Raw genomic sequence first — 22,114 nt, forward strand, 5'->3', positions numbered from 1 at the left:
ATGGCCTATGTCGTGTTGTTCCTCAATATATTACTACTCGTCTCTGGCCAGATCGTCTGGAAAATGGGTCTTGAACAGCAGGGAGGCATTCAGCTCAGCAATTTCGTGTCGGTTCTATTTTCACCTCTCATCCTGCTTGGTATCTTGTTTTATGGCTTGGCTACGGGTCTATGGTTTATAGTTCTATCCAAGCTGCCGCTGAGTGTAGCCTATCCGCTGCAAAGCCTTGCTTATGCGATTGGGATCGTGGCAGCCTGGTATTTCTTTGGGGAAAGTGTCCCTCTGAACCGCTGGATCGGAGTGGCAGTCATTGTTATCGGTGCGGCTATTATTGCTGCAAAATGACAGTTCCGCTGCTTGACTATATAGTTCATCACTATCGTAAGCCTGGTCCGGTCCACCGGTAATTCCATGTGGAGAGGTGGAATCCTATACACTGTGTTTTTAGTGCTCACGCAGAGCATTTATTCATAAAGTGAATCTGCATCTGTTAAATCCTTAGGTTGATGAAGCAATCAACATTATAGGATTGGCAGATGTTTTTTTGTTCAGTAATGTTTGTCTTAAGAACCGTCAGGCAGGATATGGTATACTTTATTGCATCATTTATAAGTTAAATAACCATAAACTTTAGATATAGTAGGTGAGCGTTTGTGAAGACGATAGCTGTAATTGGAGGCGGCATTACCGGATTATCCGCAGCCTATGCCTTGCAAAAAGAAATTGAAAAAAAGGACCTTGATGCTCGTGTTATTTTATTCGAATCGAACCGTCAGCTGGGCGGGAAGATCTGTACTGCTCACGATGACAGCTTCACGATGGAGACAGGTGCAGATTCCATTGTCACTCGTAAAAAACATATTTTCGATGTCATTGAAGAGTTGAAGCTCAAGGAAAAAGTGGTCTATAACGAGACAGGAACTTCTTTCATTCACACGGATGGCGAGCTCAAGCAGATTCCGGAAGATGCGATGTTTGGGATCCCGATGAGCATTGAGTCTCTTGCCGAGACCACGCTGGTATCTCCAGAAGGAAAAGTAGCGGCCCTGAAAGATTTCTACACCCCTAACGAAACGTTTACGAAACAGGACTCGCTTGGCGATTTTCTTGAGGCATTTCTTGGTGCGGAGTTTGTAGAAAAGCAGATTGCACCGGTAATTTCCGGCGTATATTCAGGAAATATTCATGAACTGACCCTTGCATCGACGATGCCTTATTTATTGGATTATAAAAATGAGTATGGGAGTCTCATCCGTGGACTTGATGCTCATCGAAGCGAGCTGAAAGGCCCCAAAGAGGGTAAGAAATTTTTATCTTTCGAAGGCGGGATGGCTGAACTTATTGATGCCTATGAGCGAGAACTGACGGGTGTAACCATCTGCAAGAATACGGCTGTTACCAAAATCGTTCATGGACCGCAGGAGGGAACCTATACGGTTTCCGTTTCCGATGGAGAAGATATTACCGTAGATCAGATTATTCTTGCTGCGCCTCATAAGGCAGTACAAGAGATGCTTCAGCATGAAGAACTGAATCAGGATTTTGAGCGGCTGCGCAGTTCATCGATGATCAGTATCTATCTCGGGTATGATGTACCGGACGAGCGGCTTCCTGCGAATGGGACCGGATTTATCACTTCCGGGAGCAGCGATCTCACTTGCAATGCCTGCACTTGGACGAGCCGTAAATGGAAACATACTTCGAACAAGAGTCAGCTGTTAGTCAGACTCTTTTATAAAAGCGTGAATCCAGCCTACGAACAGATGAAGGATATGACACAAGAAGAACTGCTGCAAGTAGCAGCAGAAGATGTACGGAAAAGTCTCGGTATGTCGGAAGCACCCATTACTCATCATGTGAGAGTATGGCATGAAGAAATGCCGAATTATCACCGTAAGCATCATGAGCTGGTTACGTCACTTGAAGAGAAGATGTCTCTGTATTACCCAGGTATTAGGCTTGCGGGTTGCTCTTATTACGGCGTTGGTATTCCAGACTGTATTGCGAATGGGGAGAAGACTGCCTCTAAGGTGATAGAACAGCTATAGAAGGATATCAATCTCATGGTTTGGCAGGGGAAGCAGGATCTTTGCTTTTCATGTCTTTACTGTACTTATCGCTATTTTTCCTGTATAGTTCAGGCATAACATAGGAATAGAGCTGGAGTGATTGGATGAGTAAGGCAAAAGGTAAGGGCGGAACAGGAAGAGGTACAGGGAAAAAAGGATGGAATCGCTGGCAAGCAGGCGAACGCCGTGCTAGTAATTCTCCTAAACCATACAAGAGTAAAGGTACAAAGAAAACAGACAATAGTGAAGGCAGCTCAGCTGATACTCGCTAATTGAATAGAGGAAGCCGGTTCTGATAACAACAGAGTCGGCTTTTTTATCTGCTTTAGGTTGTAAAATAGCCATTCTTATTTCCTTTCTTAATAAAGGAGGAATGAGCAATGGAAAATCTAAACTTGGAAGAAATGGTCTATCTCATTACGAATATCGGATTCCCAATGGCAGTGTGTGTTATTTTACTTCGCTATGTACTGCAAACCATCGGGTCACGTCTTGATAAACTAGATAGTTCTTTACTGAGACTTAACCGGAGTATCAGAGAACTCGATGCTGAAGCGAAGGCAACACATGCAGCGTCTGAACGGAAAAAGGAAGAGTGATGAGACTCGTTCTGTTATACTGGGAGTTTGATATACGTACTTCATCCCGAAAGGTTGATACAAAACAAAATGAGAAAACAATTCCTACAAATAAGTCTAGTGGCAGCAGGACTGATTTTGTGTCTGTCGTTCCTGTCCGCATGTGACAAGGAAGTGGTTGAATTAGATGTTCAAGCTCCCCCTGCGCAGCAGGATAAAATCATTTATAAGCTGGAAGAAGAGAAGGAAGCTGATCTTGCTGAATGGGATGACGAAAATGAGCAGATAAATAAAGTAAGCACCCTTGTGTATTCACATCTGAAACAGGAAGGTAAGGAATTTGTAGAAATAGCCGAGTTTTCGAATGAGCCGAATCAGCCGATTACTTTTGAAATGAGACTGCCGCAGGAAGCAAAGCAGGCATTCTCAGAGCCAAGGATCTCCGTGCTTGAAAGAAAATTAAAAACAACCGTATATGAAGTATCATTTTCGGCAAATGAAGATTTCTTTAAAGATAAATTGAATACAGAAGTTTTTTATGAGCTCAAATGGAAACAGCTTATAGGCGATACAACGCATACGATCACGAGGTTTGAAAGTTCGATAGAGACAGCCGAGCTTTTTAGATAATTCCATATTGTAACAAAAAGTAAGCATTTCTTTTGCGTTTCGAATTCTGTAAGAAGGGTAATTTTCAAACAAGAAGGTAACCATACCACTTACGAAGGAGGAAATTGAAATGTTGAAAAAAAAGGGTTTGCTTTTAACAGCCGTCGGTGCTGGGGTGACATACTTGATGAAAAATAAAACGGCACGTGATAAAGTTTTTAACACGGTATCCGGTATGATGAGAAGTTCGCGTTCTTCCCACGGTGGACGAAAATCACCGCGTGTTGATTTGAACTAGGAAGATCGATAGAAGATAACTCGGCCACGCTCGTGGTACGGGTTATTTTTTTTGCTTCCGTACTCGGCAGAACTGGATAAGCTTCACGTCAAATGGTAGACTGGTGCTAACTTACGCGAGGAAGAATGAAGGTAACAACAAGAAGGAAGTGACTTTATGAGCAAGATTCAGTCCCATGTATTTGAACAGGTGTATAGCATTATGGAGGAATCGTTTCCTTTGATTGAATATCGCACTTTTGAAGGACAGCAAGCTTTGCTTGCGAATGCAAGCTATCGACTGCTCACCAAAGAGAATGACCTGGGTGAGGTCATCGCCTTTCTGGGCGGATGGGAATTTGATGAATTCTGTTTTGTAGAGCATATCGCTGTGAAACCATCCATTCGCGGTGGGGGGCTGGGTAAGCAGCTGATGAAGGACTTTATAGCGCAAATGAATAAGCCGGTCGTGCTTGAAGTCGAGCCGCCGGAGGAAGAAATGAGTCAGAGAAGAATTGGTTTTTATGAGCGGCTTGGTTTTCATCTGAATTCCTATCCCTATGTACAGCCGCCGCTTCGAGAGGGACAACCTGATTTCCCTCTAATGGTAATGAGTTATCCAAGTCTGCTTACAGAGGAGCAGTTTCAGTCTTACCGGGATACCTTGTATGCAGAGGTATATCAAGTCGCATCGAAGTAGAGAGCGACCAATCATTTAGACCATTTTCCAGTGCAACTGCATGGGGAGTGGTTTTTTTGCTGTTTATATCATTTTTGTGGATTGGGAATTGTAATGCTTTCTTCCTTTTTTTAATCGGTCCGAAAAGAGGTATTCTGTGATACAATAAACTCTCTATGACGGTAATATCGGTTACGAATATAACAGGAGGATTCACATGACAAAAGGCATGTTTATTGCGGTTGAGGGTCCAATAGGAGCTGGAAAAACGACGCTTTCGTCCATGCTTTCCAAGGAACTAGATATCCCTTTATTAAAAGAAATCGTAGAAGAGAATCCGTTTCTCGGAAAATTCTATGAAAATATAGATGAATGGAGCTTTCAGCTCGAAATGTTCTTTTTGTGTAATCGGTATAAGCAGTTGGAAGACACGACGACGAACTATATCCAGCATCAGAAAAGAGTTATTTCCGATTATCATATCTATAAAAACTTGATTTTTGCACAGCGCACGCTGAAGGGTGTCAAAAGAGAAAAGTATCGCAAGATCTATCATATCCTTACCGATGATCTTCCGAAGCCGGACCTTATTATATATATCAGAGCAGACCTAGATACACTGCTTAAGCGAATTGCCAAACGCGGACGCTCTTTTGAACAGAATATGGACCCCGCTTATTTAGAACAGCTTATTATAGATTACGATGAAGCAATGACGTCTCTTGCTGAGCGAGAGCCAGATACAAAAATTATTACAATTGACGGTAATCAGATCGATTTTGTCGCAAGTCCTGAGCAATTTGACCTGATTGTGTCTGAGATAAAGGAGTACATTCAATGAACGATTACAACATTCCGCAAAATGCTTTGATTACGGTGGCGGGTACTGTAGGTGTAGGAAAATCTACCTTAACCGCTGCACTTGCGGATCGACTTCATTTCAAAACCTCTTTAGAGAAGGTGGATCATAACCCTTATTTGGAGAAGTTTTATCATGATTTTGAGAGATGGAGCTTCCATCTTCAAATTTATTTTTTGGCTGAACGTTTTAAAGAGCAAAAAAATATTTTTGAAGCAGGGGGAGGGTATGTTCAAGATCGCTCGATCTATGAAGATACCGGGATTTTTGCTCAAATGCATGCAGACAAAGGCACGATGAGTGTAACGGATTTTGAGACTTACACAAGCTTATTTGAAGCAATGGTAATGACTCCTTATTTCCCTCATCCAGATGTACTTATCTATCTCGAAGGAAGCCTTCCATCGATCTTGAACCGGATCAAAGAACGCGGCCGCGAGATGGAAATCCAGACCGATCCGGCCTATTGGGAAGAGATGCATGGACGTTATGCGAAATGGATCGGAGAATTCAACGCTTGCCCTGTGCTCAAATTAAACATTGATGAGTATGATGTGCATGATCCAGCTTCCTTGGACAGCATACTCACGGAAGTTGGAAAGACGATCACTAAGCATCGAAATAATAAGTAAATAAGGAAAAGGCTCCTCTTGGCATATGAGAGGGGTCTTTTTTTGTCCTATTATAGTGATGTGCAGAAATGAGCAAGAAGTATGCAGTAAACAACTTTATTGATAACGCTTACATAAGAATTCTTAATCTAATCGGGAGGTTGCTTCAGATATATAGCTTGTAAGTGTTGCCCTGACTGATAATGAGGATAATCTCTGAGACAAAAATCATGGAAAGTTCAGATCAGGGAGGTAAGGAGGATGTAAAGCAAGGAAGCTATTCATTTGAGGAGGGATTGTTTAATGATGAAAAAACTCGGTGTGCTGCTGCTTGTTCTATCGCTTATTGCATCTATGCAGCCAGCTGCTGCGGCAACGTCTGATGTTTCGTCAGAAGCACCCGCTCTGCCGGCATTTCCTGGAGCAGAGGGCGGGGGCATGTATACGACTGGCGGACGTGGCGGTGAGACGGTATATGTCACTACATTAAAAGACAGCGGACCGGGTTCACTAAGAGAGGCAGTAGCTAAAAGTAATGCAACCATCGTTTTTGAAGTGGGAGGGACGATCCATCTTGAATCCCCGCTCAAAATTACAGGCTCTAACTTGACGATTGCAGGACAAACCGCACCGGGAGAAGGCATAACGATATCGGATTACACCACTTCTTTTGCAGGTGATAATCTGATCATCCGTTATTTAAGATTTCGTCTGGGAGATCGTTATGTAAATGAAGATGATGCTTTTGGTGGTCGTTACCACAAGAACATTATCATTGATCACTGTTCATTCAGCTGGTCAGTTGATGAGGTGCTCAGCGTCTATGATAACGAAAATACAACGATTCAGTGGTCCATCGTTTCTGAAAGTATGCTGATGACCACACATTTTAAAGGCAGACATGGATATGGCGGGATATGGGGAGGAAAGAATGCAAGCTTCCATCATAACCTGATTGCCCATAATGCCAGCAGAAATCCTCGGCTTCCAGGTAAATCTCCAGAAGATAACGTAGATTTTTATAATAATGTCATCTATAACTGGGGATTTTTCTCCACTTATGGAGGGGAAGTCGGGCAGTACAACATTCGAGACAATTACTATAAATATGGGCCAAATACTTATCGTACGGTCCGCGACAATATTTTTCAGGAAGTTCATGAAGGCTCGAAAATATATATTGGCGGCAACTATGTAGATGGATCAGAAGAAGTGACAAGTGATAACTGGAAAGGGGTACCGATTGTTCGTAACCCAGCTTCCAAGCTGAATACACCGATCGTAATGCCAAACCCATCGGCACCGGAAACCGCGACGGATGCTTATGAGAGCGTGCTCGAAGGAGCGGGTGCTGTGCTTCCGCGAAGAGACTCGGTTGACGCAAGGATCATCAGAGATACAGCGGAACGGACCGGGGAACATATTAATTCTCAGAAAGAGGTTGGAGGGTACCCGGAATTTGCGTCTGTGAAGTCTGATCTAGCGGATGATGACAGGGACGGAATGCCGAATGTGTGGGAGACTCAGCAGGGGCTGAATCCTAACGATCCTTCTGATCGAAATGGGACGCAGCAGTCTGGATATACGAACCTAGAGGTATATCTAAACGGAATTGTCAGCAGTGGCTCCGTGAGTCCTGTAGTTACCATCAATTCACCAACACATCATACGATAATTACAGCAGGAGACTCCGTTACCATTGCGGCAGAAGCAATAGATCCAGATGGATCCATTGACCGAGTGGAATTTTATCAAGGGGATCAGCTGCTTGGGGAAGATAAAGCAGAGCCTTATTCTTTTGAATGGAAGGACATTCCTGATGGTACGTTTTATATGACGGCCAGAGCAATCGATAATACAGGAACCGCTGCACAGTCAGACAAAGTGACGATTCATGCCAACACAGAAGGAAATACAGAGCCATGGGTTTCAAAGGATATTGGAAATCCGGGAATTGCTGGTCATCTTCAAATCGGTGCGGACAGTTCAGAAGTTACACTGAAAAGTGCCGGAGATATTGGTGGTCCTGCCGATGCGTTTCATTTTGCCTACCAAGAACTTGTCGGTAACGGTGAAATTATAGCAAAAATAGAGCACATCACAGGAACAGATAATGAGGCTGAAGCAGGTGTGATGATTCGTGAAAGCCTTGAGCCGGGTTCTAAGATGGCAGCTCTGATGATTCCATACGTTAAGGAAGGAAAGAAAACGGTCCTCATTTCGAGAACGGCCAGCGGAAAAAATGCAGTTACGAAAGAGCCAGAAGCTTTTGTAAATACACCGTACTGGGTCAAACTTATGCGCCTGGATGACAAAATCACAGCACTGACTTCAAAGGATGGGATCGAATGGACACAGTTTGATACGATCACTCTTCCGATGAATGAAAAGGTATATTACGGTCTTGCAGCAGATGCCTCCAAAGCAAATGATGAGGTGCTGAAATATAATACTTCAAGGTTCACAGGAGCAGAGGTCAAAGACCTGAAAGCTGATTACCCTGTAGCACCAACCGGAATAAAGACTGAGGCTGGAGATCAGCAAGTGAAACTGTCTTGGAATGAAGTTCCTCAGGCAGAGAGTTATCATATTTATTCTAGTACGATACCTGGCGGACCTTATGAACAGGTCGCATCCGCTGTTACAGGTTCTTCGTACCTTCACACGGGTCTGACTTCAGGGCTTGCTTATTATTATGTTTTGACAACAGTGAACGCAAGCGGCGAAAGCTTCCGTTCTTCCGAAGTAAGCGCGATACCGACAGGATCGGTTGGAACGATCCATGTGGTAGATGATAACTTTGAAGAGGTTGAACTCGGCGCCACCCCTGCAGGTTATGTCGTTCTTCCCGATCCACAGGATGCCGACCATACAGTAACTGTGGTAAATACTCCAGCAAGTTCAACAGGAAATTCATCGGCGAAGAGTCTAAAAGTTTATGATAACGCGCCTGTGAATACCCAATTCACTCGGCAGTTTACAAAACAGACAGGTGCATTTGTTGTAGAAGCTGACGTGATGTCCGAATCATGGCCGGGTACTTCCGTCCTGCTTCAGCTTCAGGATGAGACAGGTACCAAGATTCCGCTGTCCATTGAAATCCGGAAACCAACCCAGCCAGCGGCAGAAGGAACGGACACTTTCGTATATAAACGCAGTGGAGCGGACTATAAGCTTGCAGACCGTCCAGAAAATAACCGCTGGTATAATGTGAAGGTAGCAGTGGACATCACTGCACAGACTGCGGATATCTATATTGATCATGTGCTTAGTGCAGATGATGTACCTCTTCAAGCGGATGTACGGGCTAGTGGGATCAGCCGCATCATGGGCAAGATGCCGGGAAGCGGCAAGGGTACCATCTATTATGACAATTTAAAAGTGTATAACGAACCTGTAGCGTCTCCAAAAGGACTGAAAGCTTTGCCTGGCAATGGAAAAGTTCAACTCGAGTGGCAGCCGGCTGCTGGAGCTGCTTCTTATACGGTGAAACGCAGTCAAAAAGATGGCGGTCCTTATGAGATACTAGCAAAAGGACTGACCGAATTTAGCTATGTCGATGAAACCGTTAAGAACGAAGTCAATTATTATTACGTAGTGACAGCAACAGGACCCGCTGGAGAGAGCGGCCTATCCAATCAGGCCACAGCACTGCCAAGCGCAAGTGCAGTGAAACCAGATGCTCCAAGCGGACTTACCGCTGCTGCCCGGAGTGGTCAGATAGATCTGAATTGGGAGCCGCTTACACAGGCGGTGACTTATACGGTGAAACGCAGTCAGACCATGACAGGACCTTTCGAGATGGTTGCCAGTAAAATTAGCGGTTCCTCCTATCGAGATTCCGGTCTTGTAAATGGACAGGTATATTACTATACGGTATCTGCTTCAAGTGTTGCAGGTGAGGGACCCGATAGTGAACCCGTTCAAGTGAAACCTGTTCTACAGCTGAGAACACCGGAGATAACAGGCGAAAGTATCTCTCAGGGTGCCCTTATTTCTTGGTCTGCTGTGGATGCAGCTGAGAACTATTCCGTACAGCGGGCTGTATACGCGGATGGACCATTTGAGGAACTAGGGATTGCCGAATCCACATCCTATACGGATACGAATGTAATTAGCGGAAAGCCATATTATTATCAGGTAATTGCCAAGAATCAGGATTCGCGTAGTTTGGGATCGAAAGTGGTTGTTGTGAAGCCTCAAGAAAGCGAGGGATCGCCACCGGCAGGACCTCAGGGGGTTATGATTGTGCCGAGCAATGAACGGCTTACTCTGAAATGGGAGCCTCTAGCGGGAGCCGATACGTATTCGGTGAAAAGAAGCTCGTCTGAAGACGGCTCTTATCTAACCATCGCGGATGGTTTGACAGAGACTTCCTTTACTGACACAGGCCTTACGAACGGAGAGTCTTATTACTATATTGTATCTGCCGTCATCGGGGGAGTTGAAAGCGCAGCTTCACTTCCCGTCAGTGATATTCCAGCCCGCAGTATTACCGTGGCACTAGACGGAAGCGGAGATTATCAGACCGTACAAGAGGCAATTAATGCAGTACCAGATCAAAATACATCCCAGATGATTATTTATATTAAGAACGGCACCTATCGCGAGAAATTGGTCCTTCCAGCCACGAAACCGAACATTCGAATGATCGGGGAGAGCAGGGAAGGTACCGTTCTCGTGTATGGCGACAGTGCGAATACCCCGGGAGCCGACGGCTTGCCAATGGGAACTTCCAATAGTTCTGGATTCAAGGTACTGGCAAACGACTATTCAGCAGAGCGATTAACCATTATGAATGATGCGGGAGATGACGCCGGTCAGGCGGTTGCCTTATATACTAAAGGAGATCGTATGACATTCCGGGAAGTAAATCTGAAGGGTTATCAAGATACCTTCTATGCCAATGATGGTCGTCAGTATTTTGTAGACAGTTATATTGAAGGGGATGTTGATTTTATCTTTGGCGGAGCAACTGTTGTTTTTGAGAACAGTGTTATTCACAGTCTGAATGATGGTTACGTCACAGCGGCATCAACCCCGGAAGACAAACTAGGTTATGTATTCTTGAATAGCCGATTCACTGCAGAACCAGGACTTACAGGTACAGTTCCTTTGGGACGTCCGTGGAGACCTTATTCTAATGTATATGTCATTAACAGTGAACTCGGTGATCACATTGAACCAACGGGATGGGATAACTGGAGAAATCCTACGAATGAACTCACCGCCCGCTATGGGGAATTTGCGAGTTACGGCCCAGGCGCGAATCCATCGGCAAGATACGCTTGGTCAACACAGCTAACATATGAGGAAGCATCTTTGCTCACTCCTGAACATATTCTTTCTGGAGATGATGGATGGAACCCAGCCTCTATGATTGCCGTTCCAGACGGTGATACAGCTTTATCTTCGATCATCATCGGCGGCCAGCCGCTGCCAGAATTTGATGTAAACCGGTTATCTTATGAAGTTACAGTGGGAGCTGGTGAGGATGTACCTCTACTAGAAGCTGCGGTTCGTTCTGCATATGCGAAAGTGGACATTATACAGGCGGATGCGGATTCAAGGCAGGCTCTTATTACGGTTACTGCACAAGATGGAAGTGAACGTAAATATACAATCCAGTTTAATACACAGGAACAAATCGATCAGACACCGCCGCAGTTAACTCTTTCCGTTGATAAGCCGGTATTGTACCCAAGAGGCAACAAGCTGGAAGCGATTAAAGTAACGGCTTCTGCGGAAGATGACCTTTCCGGAGTAGCGGTGATTAATCTGGTGTCAATTACAAGCAGTGATGAAGATAAACATGAAGGACACCAAAGAGCAGATATTCAAGAAGCAGAGTTTGGTACTCCTGATTTTGAATTTATGCTTCGTGCTGAAGTAAAAGGCGGTTTGAAAGAGCGTATATATACAATCGTATATGAAGCGATTGATCATGCAGGGAACCGGACACTTGCCGAGACTACCGTTACAGTGATAAAAGAAAAAGGAAAAGAAAATTAAATTTTGTTCACTAAGTTAGGAAAATGATGAGGATAGAGGTACCCCGTTTGCTTACATGCAGACAGGGTGCCTCTATTTTTTGTATACAACAAATTGATGCAAGTAAAAAGGAGTCATTTAAGTCATGTCGAATGAAATATATAGGATAATTTGCCAATAATGAATAATTATTTCAAATAATGTTGTAAACGCTGCCATAATAGTTAAGCTTGGGTTAGAGGTGGAGGGTGAGTCATGCGCAACTATTGGATCAAGCTTTTGGTATTCTGTCTTTTACTCGGTGCGGTACCTACCCTATTTATCGGCCTGTTTTCTTACATCACAGCTTCTCAAGATGTTAAGGACAAAGTTCAGGCAGCCAATATGCTTGTGTTACAACAGACCGAAATGCAAGTAGAGCAAATGCTGCATACGTTAGAAGATTCAGTCACGCAGTTTGCAAACACGGCTTTGGTTCAGGAAGCCTTTCATCAATCCCTTACCAACGAAGACTTCATTACTGTTCGAAAGCTTACGAATGAGATGGCGAATCTGCGGTCTTCGGCTGATATTAAAGATACGTATATTATTCAATTTGAAAAAGAATGGGCCATTCATTTTGCTGCACTCCGAAAGCTTCAGGAATTACCGAATTTAGATGAATTTGAAGCCTATGCAAGTGAATCTAAGGGACTGATGTGGAATACAAGAGCAAAAACTCAGCCCGCAGCTCAAACGGAGCCAGGCAGTGATAACTCAATGGATGCGCTGGAGGTTCCAGAGGAAACAATCAGTTTGATCTATAAACTGCCTTTGCTCACGGGAACGGATAAACCGGAAGGCATGATTGTTGTCCGCGTGATGTCAGATGAGATAAGAAGAGTGCTGACGAAAAGTAAAGAACTCGGAAACAGTTATATTTTGGATGCCTCGGGTCAGATGTTTCTCTCTCCCGCTTCGGAGAAAAGAGAGTATGTAGAGATTAACCATGCTATTAGGGAACAAATAAGTGATACATCATCTTCCAGTGGCTTTTTTAGCACGAAGTCAGGCGGCCAGAAACTTGGAGTGAGCTACCGTGTTTCCAGTTACAATGACTGGGTGTACGTATCTGTTTCCTCAATCGCTGCTGTAACCAAGGAATCCCAGTCCATCGGTCTAATGACGATCGCTGTTTGTGTTTCTATATTGCTTCTCGTGGCGGCAATTTCATACTTTGGCAGCCAGCGCATGTATAAGCCGATTCGTTATCTGACACAGCTCACTAGAGAAGCCAACGAAGAATCAGGCATGATGGAGCAGAAGGACGATTTAGTGTTGATTCAGGAAGGCATCCAGGCATTGGCTTCTACCAAAAGTAAACTTAAACACGTAATGCAAGGGCAAATTCGGCATTTACGCGAATTTTTTGTGATCAAACTCTTCACGGGGCAAATGTCGGAGGAAGAGCTGATTCAGCGCACCGATATGTATGGCTTCCCAAGAGAATGGGAGCATCTGCTCGTCTTTGCCATTCAAATTGATGACCTTTCCTATACGAGGTACGCAGATGAGGACCGTGAACTTTTATTATTCGCGCTAAATAATATTGTAGAGGAATTGCTGCCACCTGATCGCAGATTTAGTCCCGTTTTGCTTGGTGGAACTCAGATCACATTGATTGCGAATCCGGAAGGAAGCAAAGAAGAAATTTTAAATTATGCGGCAGAGCAAGCTGAAATGATACAAGCCAAAGCAATGGAATATCTGCAGTTGCAGATCAGTATCGGGGTGAGCAGACCTTTTCAAAATATAGCAGATGCGGTCATCGCTTATGGGGAAAGTCTGGAAGCGCTGCGCTGCAGAACCAGCCTTGGTTCCGGCATGATTGTCCGTGTTGAAGAAATCGACAAACGCGCGTCAGGCGAAACGGCGGTATATGGGCATCTCAAACCGCTTGAAGAGCAGATGGTACACTCCCTGCGGGAAGCTGATCTTGAGAAAACTATCGGAATGCTGGATCAGTATTTGTCTGCTGTATTGCACAAAAACAGCTACGTCAAAGAAAGACGAATTCTACTTTTGCAGCTGATGATGCGAATTCTGCAGATTGTTCAAGAACAAGGAATTCCGGTCCATAAGATCATTGAAGGAGAAAAAACAATTGAGCGGTTCCTAAAACTACAGACTCACGAGGAGATTAGGTCGTGGTTCGAGCATCGGCTGCTTACACCGATTGCAAGTATACTGCAAGAACGGCAGGAGAGTCAGTTTGTCAGCGCGGCTGAAAAAATTGTGTCCATTATACACGAACGTTATGACCAGGAACTCACACTCGAAGCGATTGCAGCAGAGCTTCATTTTCATCCGGTGTATCTAGGGCGTGTATTTAAGAAAGAGGTAGGACGTACCTTTAGCGATTACGTAAGTGAGTTCCGGATGAAGATGGCTAAACACATGCTGGAGACGACAAACATGAAAATTTCGGAGATTGGTGAGAAATTAAGATATAAAAACATCAGTGCCTTTATCCGGGCATTTCGTAAAATGTATGGATCAACACCTGGCCAATATAGAGAAGAGCGAAGCAGTTCGCGAATGGCTACAGAAGGAAAGTCTGTAGATCATGCCTGAAAAAGGATGGATTCACTTTCTTTTTTTAGAAGCAGCATACCGGAATTTTCGGGGTGCTGCTTTTTTATATAAGTAGTAAAAATGATAAAGTTGTACCCTGCACATCGCTGGTTGCCTGCTGCGCATAAGTACGGTAATGACAGGTGTAATCAGCGGTCTTAGATTCAACATGCTATGGAGGTTGCCCCGTAGGTATAGCTTGCACTGATTCCTGACTGTCATAATCAGGTCACCAAGCGACAAAGGAGGTAAACACCGCAAATGAAGAGCGAATCGACGTTACATAATCTGGACCAGGCAGATGCATTCGTACCTAAGTCTAAGATGAAGGGTGCGGTCATGCGTGATCTGATCCGGGATAGATGGTTGTATTTCATGTTAGCGCCGGGCATAGCTTACTTTATTATTTTCAAGTATGTTCCCATGTACGGTATTACGATGTCTTTTCAGGATTACCAACCTTACCTCGGTTTTTTTGACAGCCCATGGGTGGGTTTCAAGCATTTCGAAAGATTTTTTGGTGAACCGCAGTTTTGGATGTTGTTCCGTAATACAGCAATCCTAGCATTGTATAACTTGATTTTCTTTTTCCCATTGCCGATTATGCTGGCATTGATGCTGAATGAGGTTAGGTCTTCTTTTTATAAAAGATTTGTCCAAACCTTAGTGTATATTCCGCATTTTGTATCATGGGTTGTTGTAGTAGGTATTTTCTATATGCTCTTTACGACGGAGAATGGACTGATTAATGAGTTTTTATTCCAATTAACAGGTAAGAAAATCGCTTTTCTTCAGGATCCGGAATGGTTCCGAACGATGATCGTATCTCAATCCATATGGAAAGAAGTCGGCTGGGGGACTATTATCTTCCTTGCTGCCCTTGCTGGCGTGGACCTTCAGCTGTATGAAGCAGCGAGAATGGATGGCGCGGGGAGATGGCGTCAGCTGTGGCATATTACTTTGCCTGCGATTAAGAGTACCATTGTTATTTTGCTCATTCTTCGGCTCGGTAATTTCCTCGATTCCGGTTTCGAGCAAATCTTCCTGATGCTGAACCCAACCACTCGGGATGTAGGTGAAGTATTTGATACGTACGTCTATGTGAAAGGGTTGACCCAGGCGCAGTATAGCTACTCTGCAGCTGTTGGATTATTCAAATCGGTTGTGGGACTGGTCCTTGTCGTCTCGGCAAACTGGCTGGCTAAACGGTTTGGCGAAGAAGGCGTTTATTAAAGGAAGGGGTCAAATGCAATGAAACAAGATAAAACCATCGGAAACCGGTTATTTGATATCATCAACAACTCGCTGCTGCTTTTTGTGGCCTTAGCATGTTCACTGCCATTTATTTATGTGGTTGCCGTCTCTTTCACGAGTCCAGCTCAAGTGGCCCAAGGCGGGATCATTCTATTTCCGAAGGAATGGTCACTCTCGGCGTATCGTTACATTTTTTCTACCGATACACTGATGCGAAGTATGATGGTTTCGATTTACATTACGGTAGTCGGTACGTTCATTAATCTGGTGTTCACTTCGCTTATGGCCTATCCACTGGCGAAAAGACATCTTCGCGGACGCAGGACGATTATGATGGGAGTTCTGTTCACCATGCTGTTCGGCGGCGGACTGATCCCCACTTACTTTGTCGTAAAAGCGCTCCATTTAACGGATACCTTATGGTCCTTAATGATTCCTACGGCAATCAGTGCTTTTAACCTCATCGTGCTAAAAAACTTCTTTCAGCAAATCCCTGATGGACTGGAAGATTCAGCGAAAATCGATGGATGTAATGATCTAGGTGTTCTCATTCGGATTGTCTTGCCTTTATCCTTACCGGCGATGGCGACCTTTGGTCTGTTCTACGCGGTTGGGCACTGGAACCAGTTCTTTAACGCGATTCTTTATATCAATGACAATACGAAATGGCCTATTCAAGTATTACTCCGTGAGATCGTTATTCTTGCATCGGGCCGTATCGGCGACACCAATATTGATGACGCGGAAATACAGCCGCTGACGATTCGAATGGCGGTCATCGTGTTTGCAACGATTCCTATTTTGGTCGTATATCCGTTCCTGCAAAAACATTTTGCTAAAGGAGCAATGCTAGGCTCAGTAAAGGGTTAACTTATCATTTGATATAGGGGGAAAAAAGATGAAAAAGAAAGTTCATTTATTGTCCGCTTCCGTTATGACTGCTGCACTGGTATTATCCGCATGTGGGGGGGCAAAAGAGGCCGCCGTGATTGATGGAAGTAAGCCTTATTCACTGAAATATGTTGTAAATCAGGTGGGAGAGATTCCGACAAAAGGGAATGAGATCGAGAAAGCAATTATGGAGTACACGAACACCGATCTTAATATCCAGTGGATTCCAGCCTCTGCTTATGATGAAAAAGTGAATGTAATGATCGCTTCGGAAGAGCTTCCTCAGTTGATCAAGCTCGGATATAATCCAACAACGATCGGAGCACTCAAAAATGGACAGTTTTGGGAAGTGGGACCCTATATCAAGGATTACCCTAACCTCGCAGCACAAAGCGAAGATTTCTATAATAACATCAACGTGAACGGTAAAATATACGGCGTACCTTTGTTCCGTGACCTCGGACGTGCGACGTTACACTACCGGAAAGACTGGCTCGATACGCTAGGACTTCAGGCTCCTGTTACCCTAGATGACTGGTATAACGTAATGAAAGCGATTGCTAAAGATGATCCGGATAAGAATGGTAAAGATGATACGTACGGTCTTGTATTCGATAAAAAATACAATCAGGAAGCTGCTTCGACAATGACTCGTCTCGCCGTTTCACAAGGTGCACCTAACAAATGGGAAGTCGATGCAGAAGGAAATTTCACACCGGAATTTATGACCGAGCCTTATTTTAATACGATGAAGCTGGTAAAGCGTCTATATGATGAAAGATTGATCAATCAGGATTTTGCCGTAGTGGATACGAGCGAAATTGATAAATTATATGAATCGGGACGTGCGGGTATCCGCTTCTCCGGAGGGAATGCCCAGTCTTGGCAGGACAAAGTTATCAAGAACGTTCCAGAAGCAGTGATTGATGTAGTACCGGTAACTGGACCAGAAGGACGCAGACTTCCTGGAGAGACGGGTAACGCAGGTTTCCTGGCTATTCCTAAGAAGACGGTAAAAACAGAAGAGGAAATGAAGCACATCCTGAAATTTGTTGACCAGCTGATGGATCCAGAAATGGCGACTCTCTTAGTCAAAGGGGTGGAGAACAAACATTGGAAGGATGCAGGCGATGTAACGGAGGTACTAGACCGTGATGCGGATCTTAAGGAAGTGAAGCCATACCGTGATACAATGCCGAACCGTAACGAGAACTACAATATTGAAAAGCTAGCCAAACAGCCGGACTTGTTCCGTAAGAGCCAAAAGTTTGTAAAAGAAAATGACGAATTTATCGTGCCTAACCCTGCACTTACCCTGGATTCGGCTATCTATGCGGAACGAGGTAAGGAACTTGAGCTGATGGTCACTGATGCACAGACGAAGTACATTATGGGTCAAATTGATGAAGCAGGCTGGCAGGCGGCCATAGATCAATGGAAGAAACAAGGCGGCGACCAATTGATGGCTGAATATAAGGAAGCTTACTTGAAAACAAATAAATAAGAGACAGGCGAGCAGTAATAAAATAGAGGCGGTTAAACACCGCCTCTATTTTATTTTTTTTGATGAGAGGTAACAAAGTCGAAGAATTAGATATATCTGCGATAATGAAAAAATAAGAATAAATATTTTCGTGTTAATGCATTTCTTAAACTCTAATTTAGGTAAAAAGAATTATTCATTATTTAACATAACATTACATATATACGTTTAAAGTTCTATCTTGTATAATACATTATTATTTATTTAGTAGTTAGCAATAAATATCAGGTACGGATTTAACCGAGATGGAGGGCTTCATGGGACCAAATAAGACAAACGAAAAAGGCACAGGAACCAGCGAACGGTTCTCTTCTTCAAAAGGATTTATACTAGCCGCAATTGGCAGTGCAGTAGGACTAGGTAATATGTGGAAATTCCCTTACATCACAGGGGAAAATGGAGGCGCAGCCTTCTTCCTATTATTCATTGCATGTCTGGTTGCAGTAGGACTTCCTGTTCTGCTTGCTGAACTTGCAATCGGCCGGGCGGGCCGGGGAAGTGCAGCTTCATCCTTCGTAAAAGCAGGAGGAGGGAGAATATGGGGAAAACTAGGGTTTATCTCCGTTATTGCGCCTTTCCTTATCATGACGTTCTATATCTTAGTAGCCGGCTGGACTCTTCATTATGCTGTCCTGTCCTTTAGCGGGCAGATGACGACGGGTGTAGATTTTGATGCTCAGTTTGATAAGTTTACGGGAAGTTACTTGCCTTTAATCTGGGCATTTGTTGCGATGGCGATTGTTGCTTTGGTTGTTATAAAAGGAATATCTGGCGGAATTGAGAAGTTTAATAAAGTTCTCATTCCTGGAATGCTTGTTCTGCTTGTTATTCTTATGATTCGTTCTATCACACTGCCAGGTGCGATGGAAGGTGTAAATTTCTTCTTAGCTCCTGATTTCTCGAAGCTTTCTCCAGAGGCCGGACTTGTTGCACTCGGACACGCTTTTTTCTCCTTATCTTTAGGAATGGGAACGATGATAACGTACGGAGCATTCGTGGATCGGAAACAATCGCTAGGATCAGCTACTCTTGCTGTAGGTGTAGGTGATTTGATCTATGCTTTCATAGCCGGTCTAATTATCTTCCCGACGACATTTGCTTTTGGGATTGATCCGAGTTCCGGTCCAGGGCTTGTATTTGTAGCTTTGCCGGCTGCTTTCTCAGCAATGCCGCTTGGCTGGTTGTTCGGAGGTCTGTTCTTTATCTTGCTGGCAATTGCCGCGCTGACCTCTCTTGTATCCTTGCTTCAAGTACCGGTTACGCATGCGATGGAAAAATGGAACTGGAGTCGTAACAATGCAGTGTGGATTATTTCCCTGCTGATCTTCTTGGTGAGTATTCCGTCAGCTCTTTCCATGGGTCTGATGAAGATTAATATTGGGGAACGTAATTTCTTTGATTATGTAGATTTCTTTGCTTCAAACTGGCTGCTTCCCATTGGCGGACTCATTGTTACTCTATTTGCGGGATACTTTTGGAAGACCGCTGCAAAAGAAGCAGGCCTTACGACAAAATGGTTCCGCATCTGGCTGTTCATGCTTCGTTATGTAGCGCCGATTCTGATGATATTCGTATTTTTACATTCAACTGGAATTCTAAAATTAGAATAAAGCAGGAACAAAAAAATATAATGAAATCTAAGGCTTCCCTTTTTTACAGGGGAGCCTCTTTTTATTTTCTTATGAAGATGGATAGCAACAAACAACAAATTTCGACAATTATCTCTGCGTGCATCTGCTATATTGAAAATACATCTTTGAAAGATAGGGTGAAACTGTTCCTTAGAGGGGAGTTTCTACAATGAAAAGTTTGAGAAGAATGGAGTTATTGATCATAAGTCTGCTTATGATCGTATTGACTTTGATTATAATAATTTTGTTTTATATCCAGGGTAAAGAGCGTACCCCAATAGATCACAGTAGTCCGGAGATAATCACCGAATCCTATGAGACCAAGCAGAATACCTCCCTAGAAGAAAGTGGAGAACCGGTTAATCCCTATTTTCCTAATGATCTTGCTGTGCCGCTGACGTCTGATCAAGGCAGAATTAAGGATCAGCATTCTTTTGCGATACATTCGATTCGAAAAACTAGCATTTTGATCCACACGAATGAGGGTGAAAGAACGTTTAGCACACCACCTCAAAATAACAGTATGATACTTGAAGCATTCGGCGGCATTAATCTATCCAGCGCAAAAGCCGACATTCCAGAACCATCGGATGATGGGATTGTTTACATTCGTTTTCATGCAGAAGATGTAGTGTACTCGGTTGCATATGATTTGAATAGCAATACGTATCTTCTAGGTGGACAAAGGTATTATGCTACATATAATACGATAGGATATATGAATTTATTTTGCCGGCCGGGCACAATCTTAGCTACGCTCGGTGAAATGAGGATGACTGACATGGAGACGGAAGATGTCTCAAAATATGTTGTTAATCAAAGCGATCAGTACAAGACGAGTGCACTCAAGGTGCAAAATCAGAACTTTGCTGAATGGTATGATCACATCAAGGGAGATCCTAATTACAAACAGCAGATGCGTTTTTATTCGATTCGGGATGATAAAATAAAGACAATTCTTGTAGATGAACAAAATGGTGTTTTATTTACAGGTTTAAGTGTTTTTTTTACAAAGAACGAGGTAGAGACTGCTGACGAAATATCCATTGGTAGCAGTACGTATGATGTGGTAAGCCGGCTCGGAGAGCCGAGTAAAATGACCAGGAGCAAATGGAGCTACCAGGTGGATGAAGAGCATTATCTACATCTGTATATGAAAGAGAAGAAGGTTCAGTACATGTCACTTTCATTTCTATAGGCTGGAATCATGATCGATATGTGGAAAGGAGCTATTATGTTTGACCCAACTGTTTTTGATAACTTAAAAGTAGCACTCGAGAATGAGCTGTATGATATGGACAATTTAGATCAGCGTGTACGCATAACTGGCAGAGTAGACCGGATGGAACTTGCTGTGATGTCACGATTATTTCGGATACAGTTTCAATTAACGGATGATAACCTGATTACGGGTGAAATCGAACTTGCGGCATCACTGCAAGAGCTGGCCTCCGAAATTTTGGAACAGAAAGGCGCGGAGCCAGGCTGTGTACTGACCATCAGATACAGAATGCCAATTTCAAACCCCGATAAAAACTGTCCGCAGATTCAGCAGGTGATAGAGAGGATTTGGCCGGATCAGACGCTGACGCAGACGATCAGTTACGTATACGATCCAAGGAAGATATCGCCGATGCTCAGTACAACCGAAATATTATTTCCTCGAAAAATTAACGAAGAACAAATGAATGATATTCCAGAACTAGCACTGTATGCAGTGCAAACAGTTCAGGAGCTGAGAGACCAAATAAAGTAATCTTTAAGCAAGGTTCCCTGAGCTGAATAACCGTGCTATAATCGAGTTTTGACAGGAGGAATGAATAAATAATGGGCATTATGAAAATGAAACGCCGCTCACTCGATGCGCTGAAAGGAAACTGGGGAAAAGCCATCTTACTGACGGTCCTTATCTCCATAATCACCGTGCTTATCCCAACAGCGATGGATATACAAAGAAGTGGAGGGGTTGAACCCTGGGTTAACGAGGAGGCACCTGGTTCTCTTTTTAGTTTTGTATATGAGATCGTATTGATGCCGTTTTATGTCGGCGTATCATGGTTCTACATCAGTCTTGTTAGGAAAGAAAAAGCGCAAATTCGCAATATTTTTAAAATATACCAAGACGGTAGATTAACCTTAAAGTTAATATGGACGTATATTGTAATGATCTTCTTTATACTGTTATGGACTCTGCTGCTCATTGTTCCAGGAATTATTAAAAGTATTTCTTATTCGCAGACGTTGTACATATTAAGGGATCATCCTGAATATTCAGCAACCCAAGCGATCACGGAGAGCAGAAGACTTATGGACGGATACAAGTGGAAATATGTTCTGTTCCTTCTTAGCTTTATTGGATGGTTTTTGTTAACAGCCGTAACCTTTGGACTTGCTTGGTTCTTTGTAGGGCCTTATTTCTCAGCAGCACAAGCTGTATTCTATGATGAACTTAAAGAGCAATAGATAACTTGCGTACATCTCACCCTAAGACTTTTTAGAAATGAAAAAGC

At 43.6% G+C, this 22,114-nt stretch carries 19 protein-coding genes; 18 read left to right on the forward strand and 1 reads right to left on the reverse strand.

Features of this window, described 5'->3' with window-relative positions; translation table 11 throughout:
- The 11 genes from KJS58_RS20365 to KJS58_RS20415 all read left to right on the forward strand — a co-directional run bounded on the left by KJS58_RS20365 (position 1) and on the right by KJS58_RS20415 (position 14,285).
- Positions 1–345 (forward strand): EamA family transporter, encoded by a 345-nt coding sequence (locus KJS58_RS20365; RefSeq protein WP_213535293.1) that lies wholly within the window; start codon positions 1–3, stop codon positions 343–345.
- 308 nt (positions 346–653) lie between these two features.
- Positions 654–2,048, forward strand: a complete 1,395-nt coding sequence (hemG, locus tag KJS58_RS20370) for a protoporphyrinogen oxidase (RefSeq protein WP_213535294.1) — start codon at positions 654–656, stop codon at positions 2,046–2,048.
- Between the two features lie 125 nt (positions 2,049–2,173).
- Positions 2,174–2,341: a DUF3934 family protein gene (locus tag KJS58_RS20375; RefSeq protein ID WP_213535296.1), complete on the forward strand. Its 168-nt coding sequence runs from the start codon at positions 2,174–2,176 to the stop codon at positions 2,339–2,341.
- Between the two features lie 108 nt (positions 2,342–2,449).
- The gene (locus KJS58_RS20380) at positions 2,450–2,668 is read left to right on the forward strand and encodes a hypothetical protein (protein ID WP_213535297.1); all 219 of its coding nucleotides are present in this window, start codon (positions 2,450–2,452) and stop codon (positions 2,666–2,668) included.
- A 69-nt stretch (positions 2,669–2,737) separates the two neighbouring features.
- Positions 2,738–3,277, forward strand: a complete 540-nt coding sequence (locus tag KJS58_RS20385; protein WP_213535298.1) for a hypothetical protein — start codon at positions 2,738–2,740, stop codon at positions 3,275–3,277.
- A gap of 109 nt (positions 3,278–3,386) precedes the next feature.
- Positions 3,387–3,554, forward strand: a complete 168-nt coding sequence (locus KJS58_RS20390; RefSeq protein ID WP_213535376.1) for a hypothetical protein — start codon at positions 3,387–3,389, stop codon at positions 3,552–3,554.
- Between the two features lie 156 nt (positions 3,555–3,710).
- A complete protein-coding gene (locus KJS58_RS20395) occupies positions 3,711–4,232 on the forward strand; it encodes a GNAT family N-acetyltransferase (RefSeq protein WP_213535300.1) in 522 nt (173 codons plus the stop codon).
- A 196-nt stretch (positions 4,233–4,428) separates the two neighbouring features.
- On the forward strand, positions 4,429–5,052 hold the full coding sequence (locus KJS58_RS20400) for a deoxynucleoside kinase (protein ID WP_213535301.1): 624 nt from the start codon (positions 4,429–4,431) through the stop codon (positions 5,050–5,052).
- Entirely contained in the window at positions 5,049–5,702 is a 654-nt protein-coding gene (locus tag KJS58_RS20405; protein WP_213535302.1) for a deoxynucleoside kinase, read from the forward strand. Before KJS58_RS20400 ends, KJS58_RS20405 begins: the two co-directional genes overlap by 4 nt.
- Before the next feature lie 282 nt (positions 5,703–5,984).
- Entirely contained in the window at positions 5,985–11,693 is a 5,709-nt protein-coding gene (locus tag KJS58_RS20410; protein WP_249717700.1) for a pectinesterase family protein, read from the forward strand.
- Between the two features lie 234 nt (positions 11,694–11,927).
- Complete coding sequence (locus KJS58_RS20415) at positions 11,928–14,285, forward strand: helix-turn-helix domain-containing protein (RefSeq protein WP_213535303.1); 2,358 nt, start codon at positions 11,928–11,930, stop codon at positions 14,283–14,285.
- Between the two features lie 12 nt (positions 14,286–14,297).
- Here the strand turns inward: KJS58_RS20415 and KJS58_RS20420 are convergent, their stop codons facing one another.
- Complete coding sequence (locus KJS58_RS20420; protein WP_213535305.1) at positions 14,298–14,456, reverse strand: hypothetical protein; 159 nt, start codon at positions 14,454–14,456, stop codon at positions 14,298–14,300.
- 153 nt (positions 14,457–14,609) lie between these two features.
- Between KJS58_RS20420 and KJS58_RS20425 the strand changes: the two genes are divergently transcribed.
- From KJS58_RS20425 to KJS58_RS20455, 7 genes are all read left to right on the forward strand, one after another.
- Entirely contained in the window at positions 14,610–15,518 is a 909-nt protein-coding gene (locus tag KJS58_RS20425) for an ABC transporter permease (RefSeq protein WP_249717717.1), read from the forward strand.
- An 18-nt stretch (positions 15,519–15,536) separates the two neighbouring features.
- Entirely contained in the window at positions 15,537–16,409 is an 873-nt protein-coding gene (locus tag KJS58_RS20430) for a carbohydrate ABC transporter permease (RefSeq protein ID WP_213535309.1), read from the forward strand.
- Between the two features lie 28 nt (positions 16,410–16,437).
- Positions 16,438–17,934, forward strand: a complete 1,497-nt coding sequence (locus KJS58_RS20435; RefSeq protein ID WP_213535310.1) for an extracellular solute-binding protein — start codon at positions 16,438–16,440, stop codon at positions 17,932–17,934.
- A gap of 296 nt (positions 17,935–18,230) precedes the next feature.
- Complete coding sequence (locus tag KJS58_RS20440; protein ID WP_213535311.1) at positions 18,231–19,583, forward strand: sodium-dependent transporter; 1,353 nt, start codon at positions 18,231–18,233, stop codon at positions 19,581–19,583.
- A gap of 190 nt (positions 19,584–19,773) precedes the next feature.
- Positions 19,774–20,802 carry a hypothetical protein gene (locus tag KJS58_RS20445; protein ID WP_213535312.1) on the forward strand — a complete coding sequence of 343 codons (1,029 nt, stop codon included), beginning with the start codon at positions 19,774–19,776 and terminating at the stop codon, positions 20,800–20,802.
- A 9-nt stretch (positions 20,803–20,811) separates the two neighbouring features.
- Positions 20,812–21,360, forward strand: a complete 549-nt coding sequence (locus KJS58_RS20450) for a hypothetical protein (RefSeq protein ID WP_249717702.1) — start codon at positions 20,812–20,814, stop codon at positions 21,358–21,360.
- 71 nt (positions 21,361–21,431) lie between these two features.
- Entirely contained in the window at positions 21,432–22,067 is a 636-nt protein-coding gene (locus KJS58_RS20455) for a DUF975 family protein (RefSeq protein WP_213535313.1), read from the forward strand.
- Positions 22,068–22,114 lie beyond the last annotated feature (47 nt).

The organism is Paenibacillus sp. J45TS6, from assembly GCF_018403285.1.
Taxonomy (GTDB): domain Bacteria; phylum Bacillota; class Bacilli; order Paenibacillales; family Paenibacillaceae; genus Paenibacillus.